The organism is Nocardia sp. NPDC057455 (assembly GCF_042802775.1).
GTDB lineage: Bacteria > Actinomycetota > Actinomycetes > Mycobacteriales > Mycobacteriaceae > Nocardia.
The window spans coordinates 29,819-53,971 of the sequence record NZ_JBHVDM010000017.1 but is presented as its reverse complement, the minus strand read 5'-3'; the positions used below and the strand labels follow the sequence as shown (position 1 = coordinate 53,971).

Below are 24,153 nucleotides of genomic sequence, written 5' to 3'. Positions count from 1 at the left end.
AGTTAAGCGCCCAGGGCCCGCGCAGTCAATTCGCGGGCCGAAAAAAATTTGACTGGACGAGTGACCAGTTGTGTGGTTCGCTGCATCGAGACAGAAGGGAGACCGGTATGCCGGTGTCGCGCAGAACTGTTCTGGCCCGGACCGCGATCGGTTCTGCCACGCTCGCGGCCGCGACGGTGCCCGCGATGACCGACGCACTCGCCGCTCCTGCGGCCGCCGCGCCGACGGCGGGCGGTTACGAGATCGGCGTCGGACTCTCCGACATCACCGGCCCGGCCGCCGAATGCGGGATGATGGGCTACTCCCAGCTCGAACAGCAGACCGCGGGAATCCACCTGCGTCCCAGGGCGAGGGCGTTCATCATCGGCAGCGCGGGGCGGCGAATCGTCTTCGTGGTCGCCGAGAACGGGATGATCTTCCAATCCGTGCACCGCGGCGTGCTCGCCGAATTGGCCCGGCGCTTCGGCGATCTGTACACCGAGCAGAACGTCCTGCTCACCTCCACGCATTCGCACGCGACCTGTGGCGGCTCCAGCAACGACTACGCCTACAACCTGTCCATCCTCGGTTTCCAGCAGCAGGTGTACGACGCCGAGGTGAACGGGATCGTCGAGGCGATCGCCGCCGCGCACGCAGATCTGGGCCCCGGCTCGCTCGCGCTGGGCCGCGCCGAGCTGCACAACGCGAGTGTGAACCGCTCGCGGGTGGCTTGGGAACTCAATCCGCCCGCGGACAAAGAACATTTCCCGGAAGCCATAGACCCCGCGGTGACCAGTCTCGTCCTGCGCAAAAGCGGGCGAATGGCAGGCGTCATCACCTGGTTCGCCACCCACAACACGTCGATGACCAACGCGAACCGGCTGATCAGCTCGGACAACAAGGGCTACGCCTCGTTCTCCGCCGAGCACATCGAGCACGGCGTGCGCTACCTGGACGGCACGCCCGCGTTCGTCGCGGCCTTCGCGCAGACCAACGCGGGGGACATGTCCCCGAACCTGAATCTGCGTCAGGGCTCCGGGCCGACCGAGGACGAATTCGAGAACACCCGCATCCTGGGTGAGCGGCAGTACCTGGCGTCGAAAGAGGCGATCTCGCGGGCGCGGTCGATCTCCGGCTCGGTCGACGGGATGCTCTGCTACATCGACCTGGCGGACATCGCCGTGGACGGCCGTTTCACACCGGACGGCAGGCCGCGGCGCACCGCACCGGCCGCGGCGGGTGTCTCGCTGATCGCGGGCAGCGTCGAGGACGGTCCCGGCTTGCCCGGCGGCCCGATCCCGGAGGGTGTGCGCAATCCGTTTCTCGAGGCACTCGGCGACCCTGCCCGGCCCGCTCCGGCCTGGCTGGCGGACGCGCAAGCGCCGAAAGCGATCGCGGTGCCGCTCGGCCTGCTGCCTCCGGTGGCGTGGGTGCCGAATGTGCTGCCGATTCAGCTCGTTCGCATCGGCGAACTCTATTTGGCCGCCGCGGGTGGCGAATTCACCATCACGTCGGGGCTGCGCATCCGCCGGGCCGTCGCCGCCGCGCTGGGCGTCCCACTGGAGCAGGTGCTCATGCAGGGATACGCGAACGCCTACCACGAATACGTCACCACACCCGAGGAATACGACTCCCAGCAGTACGAGGGCGCCTCGACGCTGTTCGGCCGCTATACCCTGTGCGCCTATCAGCAGGAGTTCACCCGTCTGGCAGCGGCGTTCGCCGCCCGCACGCCGGTGCCGCGCGGTCCGGCGCCGCGCGACGTGTCCCATCTGCAACCGAACTTCCAGCCGGGCGCCGGTCCGGACGCCGCCGTGCCGGGGCGCGGCTTCGGTGACGTACTGGTGCAGCCGCATCCGTTCTATGGCCCCGGCGACCAAGTGGTGGCCGAATTCGTCTCGGCGCACCCGAAACACGACAACCGGCGAAACGGGACGTTCCTGGAAGTGCAGCGCAGGAACGCGTCGGGCGATTGGGTGCGCGTGGCCAACGAGGGCGAGTGGGCGGTGAAATACCACTGGAGCAAGCGGGGATTCGCCGCGTCGACAGCCCGATTCACCTGGGACATTCCCCTCGATGCCGAGCCGGGACGCCATCGCTTCCAGCACTACGCGACCCGTCTGGATTCCGGTGGCGCGCTCGCTCCGATCACCGGCACGACCGACGAGTTCGAGATCGGCCGACCGTAACCCGATCGGCTACAAACCGGTCTGCGCGCCTTTGTCCCCGCGTCGTGCGCCGCGCCGCTGAATCAGATAGATCACGAGCGCGATCAATCCGACCACGAGTCCCATCAGGCAGACCGGTCGAGCCGAGGCCCACCGGTCGCCGCCCGCCCACACCACCACGGTGGCGATCAGCCACAATGCGCTGCCGACCGCGAGCACGGGGCGCGGATCGGTCAGGCGCGGTGGGAGTTGCGGGACTTTCCGTGTCACGGTCCCAGCCTAATCGGCCCGGCTGGACGAAGTCCGTCGGCCGCAGGGCGCCGGGGCGGTGTGCCAGTGGCCGGAAGCCGCGACCGGCCGCCCGCGGTCCCGTATCGTTTGCCACTGTGACAACGCCATCGGACGTCAGAGCCCTTGCTGGTGAGCTCTCGCTGGCGGTCGTTCGACTGACGCGACACCTGCGCGGCCGTCGGGCCGACTCGCAGATCTCGCTGACGCAACTCTCCGCGCTCGCCACCCTCGCGCGCGAGGGAGCGATGACACCGGGGGCGCTCGCGGCGAAGGAGCGCGTGCAGCCTCCCTCGATGACCCGCGTCATCGCCTCGCTCACCGACCTCGATCTGGTGGAGCGCAACCCGCATCCCACCGACGGCCGTCAGATCATCGTCTCGCTGTCCTCGGCGGGCCGTGCGCTCATCGCCGATGAAGCCAGCGCCCGTGAGGCGTGGATGACCGAGCAGTTGTCGACGCTCACCGAGGAGCAGCTCGTCGTGCTGACCAGGGCCGTGGCGATCATGAAGCAGATCGTCGCGGAATCCGAATAGCACAACGGGATTCACCGTTCGCGCCGCCGACGGCGGCATGGATCAGCGGTTCGTGCGGATGAGCCGGACGACGATCCCGGCGCCCCACCACAGCAGACTGCCCGCGATGGTCAGGCAGAGAACGAAGGCCGGATAGACCAGGACCCCGTAGTCGTCGGCCCATCGGGGCAGGTGGGTGAGCCGGGTGGCCGCGCCGATGAGCAGCAGCAGTCCCAGGGTCACCGCGATCGGCGCGAGCGGCGCGGTCTCCGAGTCGGGCCGGCGGGCGGTGCGGTCGGTCATGGTGGAGCCCTCCTGTGCGGTCGGCTCGGCGCCCGCTCGGGACGCGATGGGCACTGGAAAAGATCAGTTACCTTCTAGCTAACATTCGCACGGAGGTGTGATTTCGTTAACAGTCTGTGACGTAGATCACAGAAATATCGCACGGCCGAGCCCGCGGCCCGGAGCGTTCGGCGGCTACCGCTCCCCGAAGGGACGATCACTGTCCACGATCTCCCGTCCCAGCGGGAACAGCGAAATCGGGATGAACTTCAAGTTGGCCCAGCCGAACGGGATACCGATGATCGAGACGAACAGCGGGATGCTGGTGAGCAGGTGGCCCAGCGCCAGCCACCAGCCCGCGACGATGAACCAGATGATGTTGCCGACCAGCGAGCCCGCGCCCGCGCCCGGCTTCTCCACGGTGGTCCGCCCGAACGGCCACAGCACGTAGGCGGCGATCCGGAACGACGCGATGCCGAAGGGAATCGTGATGATCAGGATGAAGCAGATGATGCCGGCCACGATGTAGCCCAGCGCCAGCCAGAACCCGGCGAAGACCAGCCACAGGATGTTGAGAACCAACTGAATCGGCTTCATGGGACCAGCATGCCAGCCCGCGCGGTGCGCGTCGTCAGAAGAACCACCCGAGCATCGCGTCCCGCTCTGTGCGGAAGGCGTCGTCGAGTGCGCGGACGTGCGCGAAATCCTTGGTCCGCAATCGGTTCGCGGCGGCGAACACCCGCGCGGGATACGCACCGAGATACATGCTGCCGAGCACGTCGATGCCGAGTTCGAGATCGGCCGCGCGATCGGTCGGTTCGCATTCCGCCTGTCCGTTCCGCACGCGCAGCGCGAATGTGCCGCCCGCGTTCCGAAAAGGGTCGGCCACCGCGAGCGTAACGTCCAGGTCGCCCGCGTAAGCGCGCGCCGTCAGCGCCGCCGGGATGTCCATCAGGCGAAGCCACAGCCCGTCGTAGCGGGCGGTGGTGCGCACCAGCCGGGGATCGGTCAGCAGATAGGGCAGCGGGTCGTGGTCGGTGAGCACGGCATCCACCCGCCGGACCAGATCGAGGCCGAGCACGGCCCGCCACAAGGCCGCGTGCGCTTCGGCGGTGACCGTTCGCAGTTCGACGACTTCCACCGTCCGCGCCCGGCCGTCCGAGTGGTATCGGTACAGCGCGTAACCGTCGGCGTGCAGGAGGCCGAACAGCGTGCTGCCGCCCTCGCGGTAGCGCTCGGGATCGTCGAACACGAGGTCCCAGGCCGCCGCCGGGCGTACCTGTGCGCCCGGCACCAGCTTGCGCCAGCGGTCGTAGATCGCTTCCGCGGCCGAACGTAGGTCGCCGGGCGGGCGCAGTGTGACACCGCCGGGATCGGGCGCCGACGGAAGGAACTCGGCGAACCGGCGCTCGATGCCGACCGCGTTCTCCCGCGTCGCGGTGCCGTAGCCGAACCGTCCGTAGATGCCGCCTTCGCTCGCGGTGAACATGGTCAGGGGCAGGCCGGCCGCCTCGACGCGCCGGTGCTGTTCGGTATACATGGCGCGAAGGATGCCGCGCCGCCGGTGCGTGGGCGCCACGCCGACGCCCGCGATGCCGCACACCCGCACGGTCCGCTCGCCGGGCACCGTCACCGTCATCGTGGTGGACTGCGCGTGCCCGACCACCTGTCCGCCCTCGACCGCCACGATCGAGTCCTCCAGCGGGAACAGCAGCGGTATGTGCTGCGCCTCGGCCGGGTCGTAGCGAGTGCCGAACGAGGTCTCCACCAGCGTCGTGATCGCGGGCGCGTCGTCCGCGGTGGCTGACCGAACCGTGATTCCCGAGAGGGTCATGGCTCGACCATCCCACGTTCGCGCATCCACCCGCACCGGGTTTTCCGCTGCCCACGACCGCCGGGCGAACACCGATTCGGCCTCGGCCGCGACCGCCCGGCAGGATGGAGCGGTGGCCGACGTGATCGATATCGATGACCCCGCGGACCCCAGGGTCGACGACTTCCGCGATCTCAAGTCGGCCGACCGCAGGCCCGATCTGCCGGGGCGCAAGGGACTGGTGATCGCCGAGGGCGTCGTGGTGGTCCAGCGGATGCTCGATTCGCGCTTCGCGCCCACCGCGCTGCTCGGCGTCGAGCGCAAGCGCGCCGAGCTGGCCGGCGATTTGGCGGCCGTCGGCGTGCCGTACTACCGGGCGACGGCCGAGGTGATGGCCGAGGTGGTCGGGTTCCACCTCAACCGCGGCGTGCTGGCCGTCGCCCGCCGCCCCACCGAGCTCGGACTGGACGAGGTGCTCGAGAAGGCGCGCACCGTCGCGGTGCTCGAAGGCGTCAACGACCACGAGAATCTCGGCGCCATGTTTCGCAACGCGGCCGGGCTGGGGGCCGACGCGATCCTGTTCGGTGACCGCTGTGCCGACCCGTTGTACCGACGCGCCGTCCGGGTGTCCATGGGGCATGTGCTGCGGGTTCCGTTCGCATCCGTGCCGGGGTGGCCGCACGGTCTGGATATACTGCGGCGCAAGGGATTCCAGATCATCGCCCTCACTCCCGACTCGGCGGCGGCGAATCTGGCGGCGGCGATGACGGGGGAGCGGGTGGCGTTGTTGCTCGGGGCCGAAGGGCCGGGGCTGACCGAGGAGGCCATGCGGGCCGCCGAGGTCCGCGCGCGCATTCCGATGACGCCCGGCACCGATTCGCTCAATGTCGCGACCGCGGCCGCGATGGCGTTCTACGAGCGGGTGAGGACGGCGTGACCGGACCGTATCGACCGTATCCGTCCTACCAGGACCCGACTCCATGGGGCGCGGGCCTGACCGTGGCGATCATGGTGGCGCTGCTCACGGCGGTCGCGGTGTATTCGTTCGGGGCCGCGCTGGCCGAAGTGCACCCGTTGCTCGCGGTGGCCGTGAATCTGGTCGCGGTCGGCGGCGCCGCCCCCACTGCCTGGCGCTGGCGTTTCGCCCCGGTGACGCGATGGGTGATCGGCGGCGGCGCGGCGGGCGTTCTGCTCGGATGGGTCGTGCTGCTGCTCGGCGGATCGGCCGCCTAGCAGTACGCCGACGGCGACGCGGCTAGCCGACGGGGTCGTGTCCGCGCAGCCAGCCGAACAGACCACGTCTGCGCGATGACGTATGCGCACCGCCGTCGGCCGGGCCGCGAACCGGAGGGTGGGGCATCGTGCCCTTCGGATACAGCGCGAACTTGCAGACGGGAATGTCGCCCGGCGCGAGCTCGCCGGGCGTGGACTGCTCGCGGTGGTGGAATCCGAGCCATTTGTTGTTGGCCGCGTCGGCGAAGTCGGGCGGATCGAACGGCAGCGACTGGGGGTCGAGCAGTTCGCCCGCGCGCCTGCGCACCGGATGCTCGCCGGCCCAGTACGGCCGCTCCCACACCAGCGGAAGTCCCTCGTCCTCCAGGATGCGCACCCGGGTGGCGCTGAACGATCTGCGGAACTCGCCGCGCTCCCAATGGGCGAACGCGCCCCAGCCGTGCTCGACGTCGAACGACACCAGGTAGGTGTGCTCCGAGGCCAGCGGGCGCACCAGCAACTCCGGGATCTCGGTCGGGTGGATGCGCGCGGACTGAGCGGAGCACAGCACCGTTACGCCGGGAAAGCAGCCGATGCACACCTCGTCGGTAGCCGGGCCCGCGCAACCCGCCAGCGTGCCGACCATGATCGGCTGTACATCGCGATCTTCGTGCAGTTGCCTCGCCAGGGCCAGTGCAGCTACGGGATCCGGATCGTGGTTCGCGCGCAGTACCGTCCGGGGGGCGGGTGCGTCGACGTACCAGAGCGACCACGCCTTGGATAGCATTCCGGCACCTCCCGATAGTTGCACGAATCAACTCCGCGAACTTCGAGCAACGTCCGGGGGCGCTGACCGGCGCACCGCTGCGGTGACCTGCCCGGCGCCGACGCACGTCGTCGACCACACCGAGAATTTACTCGCCCCGTACCGGCCGCGGTGCGGCTTCGCACCGCGAACACCTGTTCGTGATCACTGATTTCACGAGCACACGGGTATTCCCCGGAAAGGGCCCGGAACTCGAACGCGCTCTCGCGTCACCCGACCGATACTGCCGCACGACCGAGCGTGGGGCGGGGCTCAGTGACCCGAGCTGCGTACCCCGAGCAGTACGTCCTCCCAGGACGGCATCGGAGCCTTGCCGCGCTTGCTGCGACTCGGCTTCGCCGGAGCTGGAGCCGGAGTTTTGGCCGCGGGCTTCGCGGGCTCCTCGGTGGCGGCGGGCGCAGGCGCGGTGGTCTCCGCGGCGGCGGTCGTGGTGGTCGCGGCGCCGTTGGCGGGCACCGCGTTACCGGCAGCCGCGGGTGCCGCTGTAGCGGCAGTGGCGGGCGCGGCGCTGTTGCCCGCCGGGATCGCGGCGGCGCTGCCGCCTGCCGCGACGGCCCGCTGTTCGTAGTATTCGTCCAACGTCGGCTGGCTCTGGCTCTGGCTCTGGCGGCTCGCGGTGCGCGCGGGCGGCGCGGCCGGCGGGGCGGGACGCGTTTCGACCACCGGTTCCGGCTGAGGCGGAGCCGGTTCGGGTTCGGGAGGCAGGATCGTCGCCAGTCCGCGCAGCGCGCGGCCGAAATCCGGATCGATCAGATCGGAAGCCGGGTCGTCGAGCGGCGAGACCGAGCCGCCGTGCGCGTCTGGCTGGTAACGCCAGTGCGCGGCGATCTCGGAACGTCCGTTCTGCCACTGCAACTGGGCGACCCAGTAGCCCTTCTCGTCCTTCCAGGCGTCCCATTCCGCGCCCTCGATATTGTGCCCGCGCGCGGTGAACGCGGCGGTGACCACATCGATGAGGGTGTCCACGGCGGGACCGTCGGGGCGGACCGGGTGCGCCTTCTGGGCGAGCTCGGCGGCGCGGGCGCGCTCGAGCAGGACCGGATAAGCGAATCGCTCGACGCGACTGGCCGGCATTCCGGATTCTTCGGTGACCTGTTCCACGGAGGCCCCTGCGCGAATACGGGCCTGGATATCGCGGGGACGCATAGTTGCTTCCATTTCGATCTCAATCTGGCCGAATCGGGCAAGGTCTCCGCGCGCGGCGGCTCGCAGTTTGTCGTCGGCGGGCAGCCGGAACTTCTGACCGGACTCGGTGTCGATACACACGATGTGCGTGGAGTCGGGCGTCACCCCGATCACTCGAAGTTCACGCACCGTTACCTCCTTATCGCGTCGACTCGCGACACCGCCCACTTTCCGAAACAGTAGTGCACTTCTGAGATTCATGGGGCAGGACACGCGGCACGGAAATCTCCGGAGAGACGTCCGCGCCCCGCTAATCTGCTCTGTTTGCTCCGCTGTGCCTAATTCTGCGGCGTGTCGATCCCGGGCGTGTTGCGGCCGTGGGGACGAAATGCGCGGCGGTCAGCCGAGATTCTGCACGACCCAGTCGATGGAGCGGGTCAGCAGGCTGACGTCGTCCGGATCGATCGCCGGGAACATGCCGATACGCAGCTGGTTTCGGCCCAGCTTGCGGTACGGCTCGGTGTCCACGATGCCGTTGGCGCGCAAAATCTTCGCCACCGCGGCCGCGTCGACCGAGTCGGCGAAATCGATGGTGCCCACCACCTGCGAGCGGTGCGCCGGGTCGGTGACGTACGGGGTGGCGTACTCGCTCGACTCGGCCCAGGAGTACAGCCGCGACGACGAGTCAAGCGTGCGCTTGACCGCCCAGTCCAGACCGCCGTTGCCGTTCAGCCATTCGATCTGATCGGCGAACAGCAGCAGGGTGCCCAGCGCGGGGGTGTTGTAGGTCTGGTCCTTGGTGCTGTTGTCGATCGCGATCGGCAGCGACAGGAAGTCAGGGGTCCAGCGGCCCGACGCCTTGATCTCCTCCACCCGGGCCAGCGCGGCCGGGCTCATCAGCGCGACCCACAGGCCACCGTCGGCGGCGAAGCACTTCTGCGGGGCGAAGTAGTAGACGTCGGCGTCGGTGATGGTCACCGGGAGGCCGCCCGCGCCGGAGGTGGCGTCGATGGCGATGAGCGCGTGTTCCGAGCCCGCGGGACGCCGGACCGGGATGGCAACCCCGGTCGAGGTCTCGTTGTGCGCCCAGCCGATCAGGTCGACCGACGGGTCCGACACCGGCTCCGGCGCGCTGCCGGGCTCGGCCGAGACCACGATCGGATCACCGATGAACGGATTGCCCTTGGTCACCGCGGCGAACTTCGAGCTGAACTCACCGTTGGTCAGGTGCAGCGAACGTTCCCGGACCAGGCCGAACGCCGCGGCGTCCCAGAAAGCGGTGGTACCGCCGTTGCCGAGCACGACCTCGTAGCCGTCCGGCAGGCCGAACAGTTCGCGCAAGCCGGAGCGCACCCGCGCCACCACATCCTTGACCGGTTTCTGCCGATGCGAGGTTCCGAACACCGAGGCGCCGACGTTCACCAGCGACTGCAGCTGCTCCGGACGCACCTTGGAGGGGCCGCAACCGAACCGTCCGTCGGCGGGCTTGAGATCGTCGGGAATGGTCGGAAACGCAGAGGTCATGGCGAACAGGGTAGTCGGTGGTATCGCTGTGGCGACGCCCACACTCCGGCTAACGTGAGCGCCCATGAGCATGCCGTCAGCTAACTCGAGGTGGCGACTGCGCGAGCGGGCGCGGAATTTCCGGCTGCGCGGCGCGACGGTCTCGGACGCGATGCGGCGGGAGTTGCTGATCCGGGGTGAAGCGGGGACCGCGACGATCCTCGGCGTGCGCCCGCGGCGCACCGAACCGGGCCACGTGTTCTGGGTGCGGGTGCAGCTGGCCGGGGAGTTCCCCTACGAGAGCCGGGTCCGGCAGCGGATGGCGGACGCGGACCTGGAATGGATGCGGGCCGGCGATGTCGTGTGCTGCCGGGTGGACCCGCGCGACCGCGACCGCCTCGTGCTGTACGTGCCCGACCTCGAGGAATCCGGCCGGGCGAGCATCGCGAAGATCCTCGCCGACGGCCGCCGCGCCGACGCCACCGTGCTCGCCGCCGCGCCCGTCGCGGCCGACTACTCCGGCCGCGACGACCCGGTGCTGCGCCTGGACCTCGAGCTGCGCGCCTGGGACGAACTCAAACCGTGGCGGGTGCGGCTGGTCCAGCCGGTGCCGTTGAACGCCATCCGTCTGGTCGACCTGGGCCAGCATCTGGAGGTGGCCTTCTTCGATGTCGATCACGGTGAAACGGTCGCCGTCGACTGGATCGCCTCGCTCGAGGAGTGAACGGCGCGCGGATTCGGCCGGACGGCTACAGGTGCACGAAGGTGAAACCCATCGCGCGGATCTGCGGGAGTGCCGCGATCATGCCCGCCGCGGTTCCCGAGTGCGGCCGGTGCATATGGGCCAGTGAAATAGCGCCCGGGGCAGCGGCATTCATCGCCGATTGCACTTTCGCGGCCGACGCGGTCGCGCCGAAATCGGCGTTGATGCTGAAACCGACCGGGGTTTCGCCCAATTCGTCGACTATGGACACCGCGACGTCGTCGTAATGCGCGGTGCCCGCGCGGAAGAATCGAGGCGGCGTGCCCGTCAGCGTGGTCAGCAACTCGTGATTGGCCCACACTTCGTCGGCGGCGTCCCGCGCCGATCTCGTCCCCGCGATGCCATAGGCTTCGCGGCCGTTCACCGAGAGCGGTTTGTGCGCGACGCCGTGATTGGCCAGTTCGAACAGCGGATTCGCCGCCAGTTGCGCGGCACGCGCACGGTTGGCATCGATCCAGCGCTTGTTGAGAAACAGCGTGGCGGGAATGCGCTCGGCGATCAGGAAGTTCACCAGCGACTCATCGATGTCGTTGTTGCCAGGGCCGCCGCAGGCGTCGAAGGTGAGCGCCATCTGTTTGCCCGCGGCCGGGAATGTGCTCATGATTCCCGCCATCTCGACGCCCCACCGTTGTGGCCGCATCCCGGCGTATTCGGCGGCGACGGTGGATGGTGGTCCGGCCGCGGGGGCGGCCGAGACGGGAGCGGCCCGTACCCCCGCGGCGGCGCCGGGCGCGGCCGATGCGCGCGCCTGCGCGTAAGACGTGTTCTGAGTGGCGCCGCACCCGGTGGCGGCGAATCCCGCGGCCAGCACGGCACCGACGCCGAGCATTCCCCGCCTCGATATTCCTTTGTCCAGCATCCCTTAGTCCTCTAGCTCCCCCCGGATGCTACGCGAGCCGGACATGACGGCGGCACAACGTCTTCCGCCGTCACATCCGGCTCGCGGACGTGCGCTGTGAGCTCCGGCTACGTGTGCGCGATCGTCGCCCAGCCCGCGACCTCTTCGGGCTTGCGAGGGACGGGGCCGGTGTAGATGGCCGCCGGGCGGACCAGCTTGCCCAGTTGCTTCTGCTCCAGGATGTGCGCACACCAGCCGGCGGTGCGGCCGCAGGTGAACATGGCGGGCATCATGTGCGCGGGCACTTCGGCGAAGTCCAGGATCACCGCGGCCCAGAATTCCACGTTGGTCTCGATGGCGCGGTCCGGACGACGCTCGCGCAGCTCCGCCAGGGCGGCCTGCTCCAATGCGGCGGCGACCTCGTAGCGCGGCGCGGCCAGCCGCTTCGCGGTGGCGCGCAGGACGCGGGCGCGCGGGTCCTGGGCCCGGTAGACCCGGTGACCGAAGCCCATCAGCTTCTCCTTGCGGTCCAGGATGCCCTTGACCAGGGCCCGTGCGTCGCCGGTCCGCTCGACCTCTTCGATCATCGGCAGCACACGCGCGGGCGCCCCACCGTGCAGCGGACCGGACATGGCGCCGATCGCGCCGGACAGCGCGGCCGCGACGTCCGCGCCGGTCGACGCGATCACCCGGGCGGTGAAGGTGGAGGCGTTCATGCCGTGCTCGGCGGCGGAGACCCAGTAGGCGTCGATGGCCTCGGTGTGGCGCGGGTCGGGGTCACCCTTCCAGCGGGTCATGAAGCGCTCGGTGACCGTGGTGCACTCGTCGATCTTCTTCTGCGGAACCGCGGGCTGGTAGATGCCGCGCGCCGACTGCGCGACGTAGGACAGCGCCATGACCGAGGCGCGGGCGAGGTTCTCGCGGGCGGTCTCGTCGTCGATGTCCAGCAGCGGCTGGTAGCCCCAGATCGGCGCCAGCATGGCCAGCCCGGCCTGCACGTCGACGCGCACGTCGCCGGTGTGCACCGGGAGCGGGAAGGGTTCGGCGGGCGGCAGGCCGCGTCCGAACGACCCGTCGACCAGCAACGCCCACACGTCACCGAAGGTCACCCGGCCCTCGACCAGGTCCTCGATGTCGACGCCGCGGTAGCGCAGCGCGCCGCCGTCCTTGTCGGGTTCGGCGATGTCGGTGGTGAACGCCACCACGCCCTCGAGGCCGCTGACGAAATCACTGGGTACGGTGGCCTGCCCACCGGAAACCGCGGGGCTGGTAGTCATGTCGCGACTCTCCTTGCACTTGGTTCACACGTTCTCGCCGATGGGAAGATGTCGGATTTGACGAGCACATGCCGATCATCAAAACCTTAGCTCGCTGCTACCGGGGAGTAACGTCTGGCCCATGCGTGACCTGGACAATTCATCGGATCTCGCGGCCATGCGGGTCGACTACGGCGGCCTTCCGCACGGCGGCAACGACGACGTCGACCTGGACGAGACCTGGCTCGCGGGTGGTTGGGAACCGCTGCTGCGGCACTGGATCGAACAGGCCACCGCGGTGGGCATCGCCGAACCCAACGCCATGGTGCTGGCCACGGTGTCGCTGGCCGACGGCAAGCCGCGGCCGGTCGCGCGGACCGTGCTGTGCAAAGGCCTCTCGCCGGACGGGGTGATCTTCTACACCAACTACGACTCCGCCAAGGGGGCGCAGCTGACCGCCGTCCCGTATGCCGCGGTCACCTTCGTCTGGCCCGCTCTGGGCAGGCAGGTGCATCTGCGCGGCGCGGTCGAGCGGGTTCCCGCCGAGACGACGGTGGAGTACTGGCGTTCCCGGCCGCGGGACTCGCAACTGGGCGCCTGGGCGTCACGTCAGTCGCAGCCCATCGGCTCGCGGGCCGAGCTGGATCGCACGCTGGCCGAGGCGACCGCGCGGTTCGCCGAGGTCGACGAGATTCCGGTGCCACCGCACTGGGGCGGCTACCTGGTGCGCCCCGACGAGGTCGAGTTCTGGCAAGGGCGGCGCGGCAGGCTGCACAACCGCATCCGGATGCGCATCGACGACGCGACGACGACGATCGAGCGCTTGCAACCCTGAGGTATTCCCGGAACGGGCGTGAGAATTCTCGCGTCGAACCGGCCGGGAGGACTGCATACGCTGCGGCGGTGAAACTGCTCGCCGACGTCACTCCGCTGCGTGATCCGGACTATCGGCGCCTGTGGAGTTCGGGCATCGTCACCATGATCGGCGCGCAATTGTCGGTCGTCGCGGTGCCGCAGCAGATCTTCCAGATCACCGGTAGCTCCGGCTACGTCGGGCTGGCCGGGCTGTTCGGCTTGGTGCCGCTGATCGTGTTCGGCCTGTGGGGCGGCGCGCTCGCCGACGTACTCGACCGGCGCAGACTCCTGCTGATCACGAATTCGGGCACCGGGCTGACGGCGCTGGCCTTCTGGTTGCAAGCGGCGGCCGGGGTGGAGAACGTGTGGCTCGTGCTCGGCCTGTTCGCCGTGCAGCAGGCGTTCTTCGCGGTGAACCAGCCCACCCGCAGCGCCGCCATCCCGCGCCTGCTGCCGGAAGATCAACTGGCCGCCGCGAATTCGCTGAACATGACGGTGATGCAGTTCGGTGCCATCGCCGGGCCGGTGCTGGCCGGTGCGCTCATCCCCGTGGTCGGGCTCGCCACGCTGTACCTGATCGACGCCGTCGCACTGCTGGCCACCCTGTGGGCGGTGTGGCGGCTGCCCGCCCTGCCGCCCACCGGAACGGTGCGTCGCGCCGGATTCCGCACGGTGCTCGACGGGTTCGGCTACCTCGCCACGCAGCGGGTGTTGCTCGCGTCGTTCGCGGTGGACGTGATCGCCATGGTGTTCGGCATGCCGCGCGCGCTGTTCCCGCAGATCGCGCACGAGACCTTCGGCGATCCGGCCACCGGCGGTGTCGCGCTCGGCTTGCTGTTCGCCTCGATGTCGGCGGGCGCGGTGCTCGGCGGGGTGTTCTCCGGCTGGATCCCGCGCATCCGCAGGCAGGGGCTCGCCGTGCTGGTGTGCATCGCGCTGTGGGGACTGGCGATGGTCGGCTTCGGCCTCGCCGTCGGATTCACCGGCCACGGCCTGGCCCTCGGCGCCGGTTTGTGGATCGCGCTGGCCTGCTCGGCCTTCGGCGGCGCGGTGGACATGGTCTCGGCCGCGTTGCGGGTCACGATGCTGCAGACGGTGGCGACCGACGATCTGCGCGGACGATTGCAAGGGGTGTTCACCGTGGTCGTCGCCGGTGGCCCGCGCATCGGTGATGTTGCCCACGGTTTCGCCGCGGCGAGCCTGGGTACCGCTGTAGCCGCCGCCGGAGGAGGCGCGTTCGTGATGGTGGGTGTGCTGCTCGCGGCGGTCGCGTTCCCGGCCTTCACGCGTTACCGTGTGGGGCGCGTTCATGCCCGAATCGCCGTTTGACGTGCACCGCGAGCGCCCGGCGACCGCTCCGTTCCATGGGCGCGGAACCTCACCGCGCCGGGATGTGTTTGTGAGCCGCCGCAGGACTACCCTCCGGTATTGTCCGCGTCGGTGAACGGCTAGCGTTGAGGCAAGCGCATCGTGCGCCGACCGCGCCGGTGCCTGTGGTTCTAGCCTGAGAGGGATCCTTCCGTGCCCGCTGAGAACATCATCAACGTCGACGACGACGCCAAGCCGGTCCTTGCCTACCCCGGCGGCGAGTTCCCGATGACGGTCACCAGGGCCGCTGAGGGCAACGACGGGATCGAGCTGGGAAAGCTGCTGGCCAGCACCGGGTACGTGACATACGACCCGGGCTTCATGAACACCGCCCCGACCAAGTCGGCGATCACCTACATCGACGGTGAGGCGGGCATCCTGCGCTACCGCGGCTACCCGATCGACCAGCTCGCGGGGGTCTCGACCTTCATCGAGGTCAGTTACCTGCTGATCTACGGCGAGCTGCCCACCCAGGCCCAGCTCGAGGACTTCACCGACCGCATCCGCAGGCACACCCTGCTGCACGAGGACCTGAAGCGGTTCTTCGACGGCTTCCCGCGCAACGCGCACCCGATGCCGGTGCTGTCCTCGGCGGTGAACGCCCTGTCGGCCTACTACCAGGACTCGCTGGACCCGCGCGACCCCGAACAGGTCGAGCTGTCCACCATCCGGCTGCTGGCCAAATTGCCCACCATCGCGGCGTACTCGTACAAGAAGTCCGTCGGCCAGCCCTTCCTCTACCCGGACAACTCGCTGAGCCTGGTGGAGAACTTCCTGCGGATGACCTTCGGCTTCCCGGCCGAGCCCTACGAGGTGGACCCCGAGGTCGCCGCGGCGCTGGACATGCTGCTCATCCTGCACGCCGACCATGAGCAGAACTGCTCCACCTCGACCGTGCGCCTGGTCGGCTCGTCCGACGCCAACCTGTTCACCTCGGTGTCCGGCGGCATCAACGCGCTGTGGGGCCCGCTGCACGGCGGCGCGAACCAGGCCGTGCTGGAGATGCTCGACGGCATCAAGGCAAGCGGCAGCGACGTCAAGGAGTTCATCCGCAAGGTCAAGAACAAGGAAGACGGGGTGAAGCTGATGGGCTTCGGGCACCGCGTCTACCGCAACTACGACCCGCGCGCCTCGATCGCCAAGAAGCACGCCGACGCCATCCTGAGCAAGCTCGGCGGCCACGACGAACTGTTCGACATCGCACAGGCCCTGGAAGAAGCCGCGCTCACCGACGATTACTTCATCGAGCGCCGCCTGTACCCGAACGTCGACTTCTACACCGGCGTCATCTACAAGGCGATGGGCTTCCCCACCCGGATGTTCACCGTGCTCTTCGCCATGGGCAGGCTCCCCGGCTGGATCGCGCACTGGCGCGAGATGCACAGCGAACCACTGAAGATCGGCCGTCCCCGGCAGATCTACACCGGCTACGGCGCCCGCGACTACCGCGAGATCACCAATCGTTGACGAAATTCATCCATCACCTATCGAAGGGGATAGCCGAATGACCAAACCGGAGATCGAATTCCAGGCAGGGCCCGCGCCCACCGATCTGGTGGTCAAGGACATCATCGAGGGCGAAGGCAAGGAAGCTGTGCCCGGTGGCACCGTGGAAGTGCACTACGTGGGCGTCGAATTCGAATCCGGCGAAGAGTTCGACTCCTCCTGGAACCGCGGTGAGTCCATCACCTTCCCGCTGCGTGGCCTGATCCAGGGCTGGCAGGACGGCATCCCCGGGATGAAGGTCGGCGGTCGTCGTCAGCTGACCATTCCGCCGGAGCTGGCTTACGGTGGGGCCGGCGGTGGTCACCCCCTGTCGGGCAAGACGCTGGTCTTCGTGATCGATTTGCTGAACGCCAACTAGTTCGGCACAGTGCCCGCATCCGCGGGCGCGAGATGTATGGCCCGTGTTCCGCTGCGGAACACGGGCCATCGTCGTATCCGGGCCTACTGCCGGACGATCTCGACCGGGTCGGTGAGGGCGGAGGCGAGGGCGGATTGCTGGCTGCTGCTGCGCTGGGGGAGGGCGGCTACGGCTTTGTCGGTTTGGGTGCTCAGGTTGTGGGTGATGGTCTGCAACTGGTTCACGCCGCCGGTGAGCTGGCTGATGGCATCGACCAGTTGGGCGCCGCCCTGTTCGGCGAGCCGGGGTAGGCCTTCGGCGAGCTTCGCGCCCTCGGACAGTTGCGCGCTCGCACCGGTGAGACGGTCGACGACGGTGCGAAGCAGCGTGCCGAGATCGGTGTCGGGGTCCACCGCGCCGCCGACGAGCGAGCCGAGACCGGTCAGCTGGGAGCCCGCCTGCGCGGACACGCTGCGCAGCGCTTCCAGTTTCCCGATGATGTCGGCGAGTGCCGGATCGATCGCGAAGGGCAGAGCCCGCAACAGCGGCAGGATCTGGTCGAGACCGCCGCTCACCGTGTTCGCCGTGCGTTCCACCTGCGCGATCGTGATGCCGGTCGAATCGAGGGCGGCGGCGAGCTGGTCGGCTTGCGCGGCGGCGCCGTCGACGGTGGAATTCAGCAGCGCAATGGCCGAAGTGAGCTGCGCCGAGCCCGTTTTGGCGAACTCGAGAAAGCCGAGCAGTTGGTCGGCGCCGGAGCTGAACTGGTCGGCGCCCGCGGCGGCCGCGCCGACGCCCGCGTTGAGCAGCTGGGCGGTGAACTGCACCTGCGACAGCTGGGCCCTGGCCTGCGTGACAGCGGTGAGGGCGGTGTCGACGCCCACCGCGCCGATCCGATGCGTCACCGCGGTCACCGCGCCGTGCACCAGGTCCGCGTCGGCGTCTTCGTGGGTGTCCACGGTGACCTTGGCCCGCTTCGGCTGCGGCCCGGCCAGGGTGCCCATCGACTCGGTGAGATCGGCGGGCAGTGTGATGATCGCGGCGTAGTCGTCGGCGCTCACCTCGCCCGGCGCCGCGACGGTCCATTCATAGCCCCCGGCGTCCTGCAACGCCTTGACCACGCGCGCACCGGTGGGCCCGGTATCGGCATCGATCAGAGCGATTCCTGTTGGCCCCCGGTCGTTCCCGGTACACGCGGTGATTCCGGCGCCGAGGGCGCCGGCCGAGACGAGGGCAACGGCGAGAAGGCCCCAGCGGGCCCGTTTTCCGATCACGCCGCAGACCCTAGACGCGAGTTATGGCGCGCCCCTCGGCGTTTCTCTGAGAGTTGAGTAAGGGGCGGTCAGTCCTCGCGCATCCAGGCCGGGCATGATCCGGTTGCGTGGAGCCGCGCGGTGCAGGCCTGCCGGAGGCCGCTGTCTGGTTCGCGAGAGGATGTGCCTCCCTTCGAGTACTTCGCCTACGCGGTGGCCCTGCCGCGTGAACCGGCTCGTCCCCGAAGACTCGGAGACGGCCGGTTCGGTGGGTGCTACCGCTTGCTCGGGTCCACACCCCAGGTAGCCTGTCCGGAGGGAGGGAGGGCCCAATGCTGATCGACTTCGTTCCCGACGGGAATCTGTACCCTTTCGAGTCGCGCTGGTTCGACTCGTCCGTCGGCCGGGTTCACTACATCGACGAGGGTGCCGGGCCACCGATCCTGTTCTGTCATGGCGCTCCGACGTGGAGTTTTCTCTACCGTCACATCGTGAAGGGCCTGCGCGACCGGTACCGGTGTATCGCTCTCGACTATTTGGGTTTCGGATTGTCCGAACGTCCCGCGGGTTTCGGCTACACGATCGCCGAGCACACCGCGGTCCTCGGCGAGTTGATCGATCACCTGCAACTCGACGGCTTCGTTCTGATGGGACAGGATTGGGGCGGACCCATCGGTCTGGGCGCGGTCACCGCACGCGCCGATCGGGTGCGGGGAATCGTGCTGGGCAACACCTCGTTCTGGCCGACCGAAGCCATGGCGAATCGCGCTTTCAGCATGATCATGGGCAGCCGTCCGATGCGGCGGCGGATCCTCGAACAGAATTTCCTCGTCGAGCGCGTCCTGCTCGCCGAGCTGGGGCGTCTGCTCACCCCGGCCGAGGCCGACCACTATCGCTCGGTGCAACCCACAGCGGAAGCCCGGGCCGGACTCGCCGTGACGCCCAAGGAAATTCGTGCCGCACGCCCGCTGCTGGACCAGCTCGCCCGAGACGTGCCCGTCCTACTCGGCGACAAGCCGGCCCTGTTGGTGTGGGGAATGCGTGACATGGTGTTCCGTCCGAAGGCCTGTATCCCGCGAATGCGGGCCGCTTTCACCGATATCGACGTTGTCGAGCTGCCGCGCGCGCGGCACTTCATTCAGGAACACGCGCCGGACGAGATCGTGGCGGCGATCGCAAAGCTATTCCCCTGATCGCGATCGACGAACGTCACACGAATCATCCACTGCCGGGCAGATCCAGGACCAAGCGGATTCCGCCCAGCATGCCTTCGTCGAAATATGCTCGACCGCCGTGCAATTGGGCCTGCTGGGCAACCAGCGCCAAGCCCAGGCCCGAGCCGCCCTTGCTCGCTCCGCTGCCGCGGAAGAAGCGGTCGAAGACGGCTTCGCGCTCTTCCACCGGGATGCCGCGGCCGTTGTCGTCGATCGAGATCACGATGTGTCCCCCCGGCCCGCGGTGCGCGGAGACCAGGGCTTCGGTGGCTCCACCGTGTTTGACCGAGTTGGCCAGCGCGTTGTCCACGGCCAGCCGCAGCCCGGCGGGCAGGCCGCGGGTGACCAGTTCGGCGTCGGAATCGATGCGCACCGTGAGGCCGGGGAAATGCCGCATGGCGTCGTGTGCGGCCTGATCGCACAAGTCGCCGACGTCGGTGGCGACGTGGTCGCGCTCGTTGGTCAGGTCGCCGGTGGCCAGCCGCTCCAGCGCCGCGAGCGTGCTCTCCACCCGGCCCTGGCTGCGCTGCAAGTCGTCCAGGATCTCGGCCCGCTGCGCCTCGTCCAGGTCGAGGGTGCGCAGCACCTCGAGGTCGGTGCGCATCGCGGTCAGCGGGGTGCGCAGCTCGTGGGCGGACACTGCGGCGAAGTCGCGGGCGGTCTCCAGGGCCGCGGCGGTCTGGGCATGCGCCTGATCCACCCGCTGCAACATCGTGTTCACCGCGTCGGCCAGTTGTTCGGCCTCGTGCACGCCCGCGCCTTCCACCGGCGCCTGGGGATTGCGGGGATCGGGATACGCGCTGCGTGCCCCCACCTGCCGGGTGAGCCGCACGATCGGGCGCACCGCCGCGCCGGCGAGTAACCAGCCCAGTCCCGCGGCGGCGGCGATGGCCAGCAGAGCGCCGCCGAGCACCCACCGTTGCTGCTCGGCGGTGGCCTCGGCGGCGCCCGCGGCGGGGATGCCGAGCGAGACCACCCGGCCCGCGGGTTGATTCTCGATGGTGGTGAGGATCCGGTACGGGGTGCCGCCCACCGGGACGGTGCGGGAACCGGTCGGCAGCGACGGCAGTTCGGTGGGTGTGCTCGCGACGACATCGCCGTTGTCCCGGACGGTCACGGCCATGTCGTTGTTCAGCCCGGTCAGGCTGATGAACCGGACCGCGATCTGCGGCTCGATCAGCACGATCCGCGCCGCGACGGTGAGTTGCTGATCGGACTGTTGCACGTTGTTGCGCTCGATGGCACGGATACTGATCAGGCTGATCAGGGTGACGATGATGATCGCGCCCGCGGCCGCCGCGCCCGCGACCCGGGTGCGCAGCGAAAACGACCGGCGCCGTCGGGTTTCCGGCGGCGCGGCGGCGGACACGGTCATTTCGGTGCTCGAAGCACGAATCCGACGCCGCGGATCGTGTGCAGCAGCCTGGGGGTGCCGTCCACCTCGAGTTTGCGGCGCAGGTAGCCGACGAAGACGTCCACCACGTTCGTATCGGCGGCGAAGTCGTAGCCCCACACCAGTTCCAGCAGACGTTCCCGGCTCAGCACCACGCCGACATTCCTGGCCAGCGTCGACAACAGCTCGAATTCCCGCTTGGTGAGCTCGATCTCGCGGCCCTGCAGCAGCGCGCGGTACCCCGCGACGTCCACCTCGAGCGGGCCGACGGTGACCGCGCCCGGTGTCGTGGGGGCGGGTGTGTCCGACCGCCGGCGCAGCAGCGCCCGGATCCGTACCACCAGCTCCTTCAGCACGAACGGTTTGATCAGGTAGTCGTCGGCGCCGGACTCCAGTCCGGAGATGCGGTCGTCCACCGACGCGCGGGCGCTGAGCACACAGATCGGTACCTCGTTGCCCATCGCGCGCAACGCGGTCACCACCCCCGCGCCGTCGAGCACGGGCATGTTCATGTCCAACACGATGGCGTCGGGCGCGTATTCGTTCACACTGCGCAGCGCTTGCGCGCCGTCCCTGGCCACGAGGACTTGGAAGCCGGACAACCGCAGCCCGCGCTCGACCGAGGCGAGCACGTCCTCGTCGTCGTCGACAACGAGGACCGTCGGATTCGAGGTCGAGGTCACGTCATCCATTCTGCTCCCCGCCTCCGGGGAAACCTCGCGTTGTGCGAGTCGGGTACGCGGAACCCGGGCTCATCTGCCGCGGGACGACCCACCGGGGCGGGGCAAACCCGGCGAGTCGCCCATGTCTTCGCTGGGATCAGTAGTTGTGGCAGGTCTCGGCTACTACGCGGATGGTGTCACGCAACTGCGCGGTCCGCGGGTCGTTCTCCGCCTGGCGCACCGCGTCCGGGTTCTCGTCGATGGCCCGCCGCAACTCGGCCCGGCGCTGCTCGACCGGCTGGTCGAACCTGCGCTGCAACTCCGCCTTCTGGCGCGGGTTGGCGTCGAGGACCGCGGCCAGCTGCGGCGCCTTGTCGTGCAGTGCCGCGTCGACCTGGGCGAACGAGCAGTCCGAGGTGAGCAGTGGCTCGGCGTACTCCATCGGGCCCGCGCCGGCGATGGCCGGGCTCAGGAACAACGTGACCGTGGCGAATCCACCTGCGGCGAGAGCGGCGACGGCGGGGCGGCCTACGGAACGTTTCATGATGTATTGCCTCCAGATCATCGATTTGGTTTCGGGGCGGTCTCGAGGCTATTTCGAACTGTTGGCACCGATCTGAACATCCTCTGTGGAAACTCTGAGGACGTTGCACCGGCGCTATGGAAACTCAGGACGGCACAACCGGATCCACGCCGGGCGCCACCACGTCGTCGCTGTTCCCGCTGTTGTCGTGCGCCGGATCCCGCCACTCGGGCCGCGCCGCGCGGATCTGCTGCTCCAGCGCCGCGAGCACGCCCGGGTCCTCGATGGTGGAGGGCACTTCGAACGTCTCACCGGAGGTGATCTGCCGGATGGTCTTGCGCAGGATCTTGCCGGACCTGGTCTTGGGCAGCGCCGTCACGACGACGGCGTCGTGCAACGTGGCGATGGCGCCGACCTGGGTGCGCACCCGCTCGATCAGCTCGTCGCGCAAGCGGTCCGGATCGATGTCGACGCCGGACTTGAGCACCACGTAGGCCAGCGGCCGGTGCCCCTTGAGCTCGTCGGGCAGTCCGATGACGGCGCATTCGGCGACCGCCTCGTGCCCCGCGATGGCCGCTTCGATGCTGCCCGCCGAGAGCCGGTGCCCGGCCATGTTGATCACGTCGTCGCTGCGGCCGAGGACGTAGAGGTAGCCGTCCTCGTCGAAATAGCCGGAGTCGCCGGTGAGGTAGTGACCGGGATAGGCGGAGAGGTAGGAGCGTTCGTAGCGGGCGTCGTCGCGCCAGAGCCCGGTCAGCGTGCCGGGCGGCAGCGGCAGCCCGATGACGATGTTGCCCTCGGTGTTCGGCGCCACCGCGTTGCCGGAGGAGTCGAGCACACGTAGTCGGTAGCCGGGAACCGGTACCGAGGCCGAGCCCGGTTTGATCGGCAGCCGCTGCAGGCCGAGCGGGTTCGCGCAGATCGGCCAACCGGTCTCGGTCTGCCACCAGTGATCGACGACCGGGCAGTCCGATCGACCCGCGAGCAGGATTTCCTCGGCCCAGGCGTAGGTGGCCGGATCCAGGCGTTCGCCCGCGCAGAACAGGGCGCGCAGTGAGGACAGGTCGTGGCGGTGCGCCAGCTCGGCCCGTGGGTCCGCCTTGCGGATGGCACGCAGCGCGGTCGGGGCGGTGAACAACACCTCGACCTTGTGCTTGTCGACCACCCGCCAGTACGCGCCCGCGTCCGGCGTTCCGATCGGCTTGCCTTCGTACAGCAGCGTGGTGGCTCCGACCAGCAGCGGCGCGTAGACGATGTAGGAGTGACCGACCACCCAGCCCACGTCGGAGGCGGACCACATCACCTGGCCCGCGTCGATGTCGTAGATGTTGCGCATCGACCAGGCGAGGGCTACCGCGTGCCCGCCGTTGTCCCGGACCACTCCCTTCGGCTTCCCGGTGGTGCCGGAGGTATAGAGGATGTAGAGCGGATCGGTCGCGGCTAGCGAGACCGGATCGGCCGCGGGCGCGTCGCGCACGGCGTCGTCCCAATCGAGCCACTGCGCGGCCACGGTCTGCGCCGAACTCGGCAGGTACTCGGTGGCGGGCTGCGGAGCGGGGAAAGGGATCGTGTCGAACTGCGGCCGCTGCTTGACGATCACCGTGCGCGGCGCGGTTGTCTCGGCGAGATCAAGCGCCTGCAACACGATGGGCGGGTATTCGATCTTCTTGCTCGGTTCGAGGCCGCCGGAGGCTGTGATGATCAGCACCGGCTCCGCGTCATCGATGCGAGCGGCCAGCTCCGGGGCCGCGAAGCCGCCGAACACGACGGAGTGGACCGCGCCGATGCGAGCGCAGGCCAGCATCGCGACCACCGCCTCGGGAATCATCGGCAGGTAGATCACCACGCGATCGCCCGTCGAGACGCCCAGCCGGGCCATCGCACCGGCGAACCGCGACACCTTGTCGAGCAACTCCGCGTAGGTGTAGACGACGGTGGCGTCGGACATGGCCGAGTCGTAGATCAGAGCGGGTTGATCGGCGCGATCGGGGACGCCGGGGGCGGTGGGGTGGACGTGCCGGTCGAGTGCGTTGAAGGAGGTGTTGAGGCGAGCGCCGGAAAACCACCTGGCCACCGGGCGGGCGCCGGTGTCGACGATCTGCGTCGGCGGCACGTCCCAGTCGATCGCCTCGGCCGCGCCGGCCCAGAACTCGGCGGGATCCACCAAGCTGGTCTGATAGGCCGGTCGATACTCGTGCCGCACGTTCAACCCCGTGACTCCCTAGCCTCGCCTCGATGCCCGCCTCGATAGATCTGGTTGATTGTGGCAGACTTCACGCGACGCCCGGGTGGGTGCCGCTACCTTTGGTTTTGCCTGGAATCGGCAGGTCAATGATCGCGACATCACGCCCAGTCACCCAAGAAGTTATTGATCCGTTAGAATCTGATGTCACTTATTTGGGCCGTCGTAGACGCAATTTCTCGGCCAGCCGCAGCTCTCGGCCAGCTCCACCTGTCGAGCCAAGCACGCGAAT

Annotated in this window: 24 protein-coding genes; 10 read left to right on the top strand and 14 right to left on the bottom strand. The window is 68.8% G+C overall.

What is annotated here, in order from left to right:
- The first annotated feature begins 107 nt into the window (after positions 1-107).
- On the top strand, positions 108-2,168 hold the full coding sequence (locus ACFU5M_RS09840; RefSeq protein ID WP_379046672.1) for a neutral/alkaline ceramidase: 2,061 nt from the start codon (positions 108-110) through the stop codon (positions 2,166-2,168).
- A gap of 9 nt (positions 2,169-2,177) precedes the next feature.
- Here ACFU5M_RS09840 and ACFU5M_RS09835 read toward each other — a convergent pair whose 3' ends face one another.
- Positions 2,178-2,417, bottom strand: a complete 240-nt coding sequence (locus ACFU5M_RS09835) for a DUF2530 domain-containing protein (RefSeq protein ID WP_379046668.1) — start codon at positions 2,415-2,417, stop codon at positions 2,178-2,180.
- Positions 2,418-2,533: 116 nt separating this feature from the next.
- Here ACFU5M_RS09835 and ACFU5M_RS09830 point away from each other — a divergent pair, with 116 nt between their 5' ends.
- Positions 2,534-2,971, top strand: a complete 438-nt coding sequence (locus ACFU5M_RS09830; protein ID WP_067795985.1) for a MarR family winged helix-turn-helix transcriptional regulator — start codon at positions 2,534-2,536, stop codon at positions 2,969-2,971.
- A 42-nt stretch (positions 2,972-3,013) separates the two neighbouring features.
- On the opposite strand, the gene ACFU5M_RS09825 is transcribed toward ACFU5M_RS09830, so the two are convergent.
- The 3 genes from ACFU5M_RS09825 to ACFU5M_RS09815 form a co-directional block, all read right to left on the bottom strand.
- A complete protein-coding gene (locus ACFU5M_RS09825) occupies positions 3,014-3,253 on the bottom strand; it encodes a hypothetical protein (protein WP_379046665.1) in 240 nt (79 codons plus the stop codon).
- Positions 3,254-3,427: 174 nt separating this feature from the next.
- The gene (locus ACFU5M_RS09820) at positions 3,428-3,829 is read right to left on the bottom strand and encodes a YccF domain-containing protein (protein WP_379046662.1); all 402 of its coding nucleotides are present in this window, start codon (positions 3,827-3,829) and stop codon (positions 3,428-3,430) included.
- Between the two features lie 34 nt (positions 3,830-3,863).
- Positions 3,864-5,066, bottom strand: a complete 1,203-nt coding sequence (locus ACFU5M_RS09815) for a GNAT family N-acetyltransferase (RefSeq protein ID WP_379046659.1) — start codon at positions 5,064-5,066, stop codon at positions 3,864-3,866.
- Positions 5,067-5,178: 112 nt separating this feature from the next.
- Between ACFU5M_RS09815 and ACFU5M_RS09810 the strand changes: the two genes are divergently transcribed.
- Complete coding sequence (locus ACFU5M_RS09810) at positions 5,179-5,982, top strand: TrmH family RNA methyltransferase (protein ID WP_379046657.1); 804 nt, start codon at positions 5,179-5,181, stop codon at positions 5,980-5,982.
- The gene (locus tag ACFU5M_RS09805; RefSeq protein WP_379046654.1) at positions 5,979-6,278 is read left to right on the top strand and encodes a DUF2537 domain-containing protein; all 300 of its coding nucleotides are present in this window, start codon (positions 5,979-5,981) and stop codon (positions 6,276-6,278) included. Before ACFU5M_RS09810 ends, ACFU5M_RS09805 begins: the two co-directional genes overlap by 4 nt.
- 22 nt (positions 6,279-6,300) lie before the next feature.
- Here the strand turns inward: ACFU5M_RS09805 and ACFU5M_RS09800 are convergent, their stop codons facing one another.
- From ACFU5M_RS09800 to serC, 3 genes are all read right to left on the bottom strand, one after another.
- On the bottom strand, positions 6,301-7,044 hold the full coding sequence (locus tag ACFU5M_RS09800; RefSeq protein ID WP_379046651.1) for a DUF6928 family protein: 744 nt from the start codon (positions 7,042-7,044) through the stop codon (positions 6,301-6,303).
- A gap of 291 nt (positions 7,045-7,335) precedes the next feature.
- Positions 7,336-8,397 carry a septation protein SepH gene (gene sepH, locus ACFU5M_RS09795; protein WP_379046648.1) on the bottom strand — a complete coding sequence of 354 codons (1,062 nt, stop codon included), beginning with the start codon at positions 8,395-8,397 and terminating at the stop codon, positions 7,336-7,338.
- Between the two features lie 210 nt (positions 8,398-8,607).
- Positions 8,608-9,732, bottom strand: coding sequence for a phosphoserine transaminase (gene serC / locus ACFU5M_RS09790; protein ID WP_379046645.1), 1,125 nt, complete (start codon positions 9,730-9,732; stop codon positions 8,608-8,610).
- Positions 9,733-9,796: 64 nt separating this feature from the next.
- On the opposite strand from serC, the gene ACFU5M_RS09785 reads away from it, so the two are divergent.
- A complete protein-coding gene (locus tag ACFU5M_RS09785; RefSeq protein ID WP_379046643.1) occupies positions 9,797-10,435 on the top strand; it encodes a hypothetical protein in 639 nt (212 codons plus the stop codon).
- Positions 10,436-10,460: 25 nt separating this feature from the next.
- Here the strand turns inward: ACFU5M_RS09785 and ACFU5M_RS09780 are convergent, their stop codons facing one another.
- Together ACFU5M_RS09780 and ACFU5M_RS09775 are read right to left on the bottom strand one after the other, a co-directional pair.
- A complete protein-coding gene (locus ACFU5M_RS09780) occupies positions 10,461-11,333 on the bottom strand; it encodes a polysaccharide deacetylase family protein (protein WP_379046640.1) in 873 nt (290 codons plus the stop codon).
- A 107-nt stretch (positions 11,334-11,440) separates the two neighbouring features.
- Positions 11,441-12,589 carry a citrate synthase 2 gene (locus ACFU5M_RS09775; RefSeq protein WP_379046637.1) on the bottom strand — a complete coding sequence of 383 codons (1,149 nt, stop codon included), beginning with the start codon at positions 12,587-12,589 and terminating at the stop codon, positions 11,441-11,443.
- Between the two features lie 121 nt (positions 12,590-12,710).
- Here ACFU5M_RS09775 and pdxH point away from each other — a divergent pair, with 121 nt between their 5' ends.
- The 4 genes from pdxH (at position 12,711) to ACFU5M_RS09755 (ending at position 16,655) form a co-directional block, all read left to right on the top strand.
- On the top strand, positions 12,711-13,403 hold the full coding sequence (gene pdxH / locus ACFU5M_RS09770; RefSeq protein WP_379046634.1) for a pyridoxamine 5'-phosphate oxidase: 693 nt from the start codon (positions 12,711-12,713) through the stop codon (positions 13,401-13,403).
- A gap of 68 nt (positions 13,404-13,471) precedes the next feature.
- Entirely contained in the window at positions 13,472-14,752 is a 1,281-nt protein-coding gene (locus ACFU5M_RS09765; protein WP_379046630.1) for an MFS transporter, read from the top strand.
- Positions 14,753-14,944: 192 nt separating this feature from the next.
- Positions 14,945-16,258, top strand: coding sequence for a citrate synthase (locus ACFU5M_RS09760; RefSeq protein WP_379046627.1), 1,314 nt, complete (start codon positions 14,945-14,947; stop codon positions 16,256-16,258).
- A 37-nt stretch (positions 16,259-16,295) separates the two neighbouring features.
- Entirely contained in the window at positions 16,296-16,655 is a 360-nt protein-coding gene (locus tag ACFU5M_RS09755) for an FKBP-type peptidyl-prolyl cis-trans isomerase (protein ID WP_379046624.1), read from the top strand.
- Between the two features lie 83 nt (positions 16,656-16,738).
- Here ACFU5M_RS09755 and ACFU5M_RS09750 read toward each other — a convergent pair whose 3' ends face one another.
- Positions 16,739-17,908 (bottom strand): hypothetical protein, encoded by a 1,170-nt coding sequence (locus tag ACFU5M_RS09750; protein ID WP_379046621.1) that lies wholly within the window; start codon positions 17,906-17,908, stop codon positions 16,739-16,741.
- A 311-nt stretch (positions 17,909-18,219) separates the two neighbouring features.
- On the opposite strand from ACFU5M_RS09750, the gene ACFU5M_RS09745 reads away from it, so the two are divergent.
- The gene (locus ACFU5M_RS09745; protein ID WP_379046618.1) at positions 18,220-19,080 is read left to right on the top strand and encodes a haloalkane dehalogenase; all 861 of its coding nucleotides are present in this window, start codon (positions 18,220-18,222) and stop codon (positions 19,078-19,080) included.
- Between the two features lie 25 nt (positions 19,081-19,105).
- On the opposite strand, the gene ACFU5M_RS09740 is transcribed toward ACFU5M_RS09745, so the two are convergent.
- The 4 genes from ACFU5M_RS09740 to ACFU5M_RS09725 all read right to left on the bottom strand — a co-directional run bounded on the left by ACFU5M_RS09740 (position 19,106) and on the right by ACFU5M_RS09725 (position 23,888).
- Positions 19,106-20,476: a sensor histidine kinase gene (locus tag ACFU5M_RS09740; protein ID WP_379046615.1), complete on the bottom strand. Its 1,371-nt coding sequence runs from the start codon at positions 20,474-20,476 to the stop codon at positions 19,106-19,108.
- On the bottom strand, positions 20,473-21,186 hold the full coding sequence (locus ACFU5M_RS09735; RefSeq protein ID WP_379046612.1) for a response regulator transcription factor: 714 nt from the start codon (positions 21,184-21,186) through the stop codon (positions 20,473-20,475). The genes ACFU5M_RS09740 and ACFU5M_RS09735 overlap by 4 nt, the downstream gene beginning before the upstream one ends.
- A gap of 127 nt (positions 21,187-21,313) precedes the next feature.
- Entirely contained in the window at positions 21,314-21,700 is a 387-nt protein-coding gene (locus ACFU5M_RS09730) for a hemophore-related protein (protein ID WP_062968882.1), read from the bottom strand.
- A 124-nt stretch (positions 21,701-21,824) separates the two neighbouring features.
- Positions 21,825-23,888: an AMP-binding protein gene (locus ACFU5M_RS09725; RefSeq protein ID WP_379046608.1), complete on the bottom strand. Its 2,064-nt coding sequence runs from the start codon at positions 23,886-23,888 to the stop codon at positions 21,825-21,827.
- Positions 23,889-24,153 lie beyond the last annotated feature (265 nt).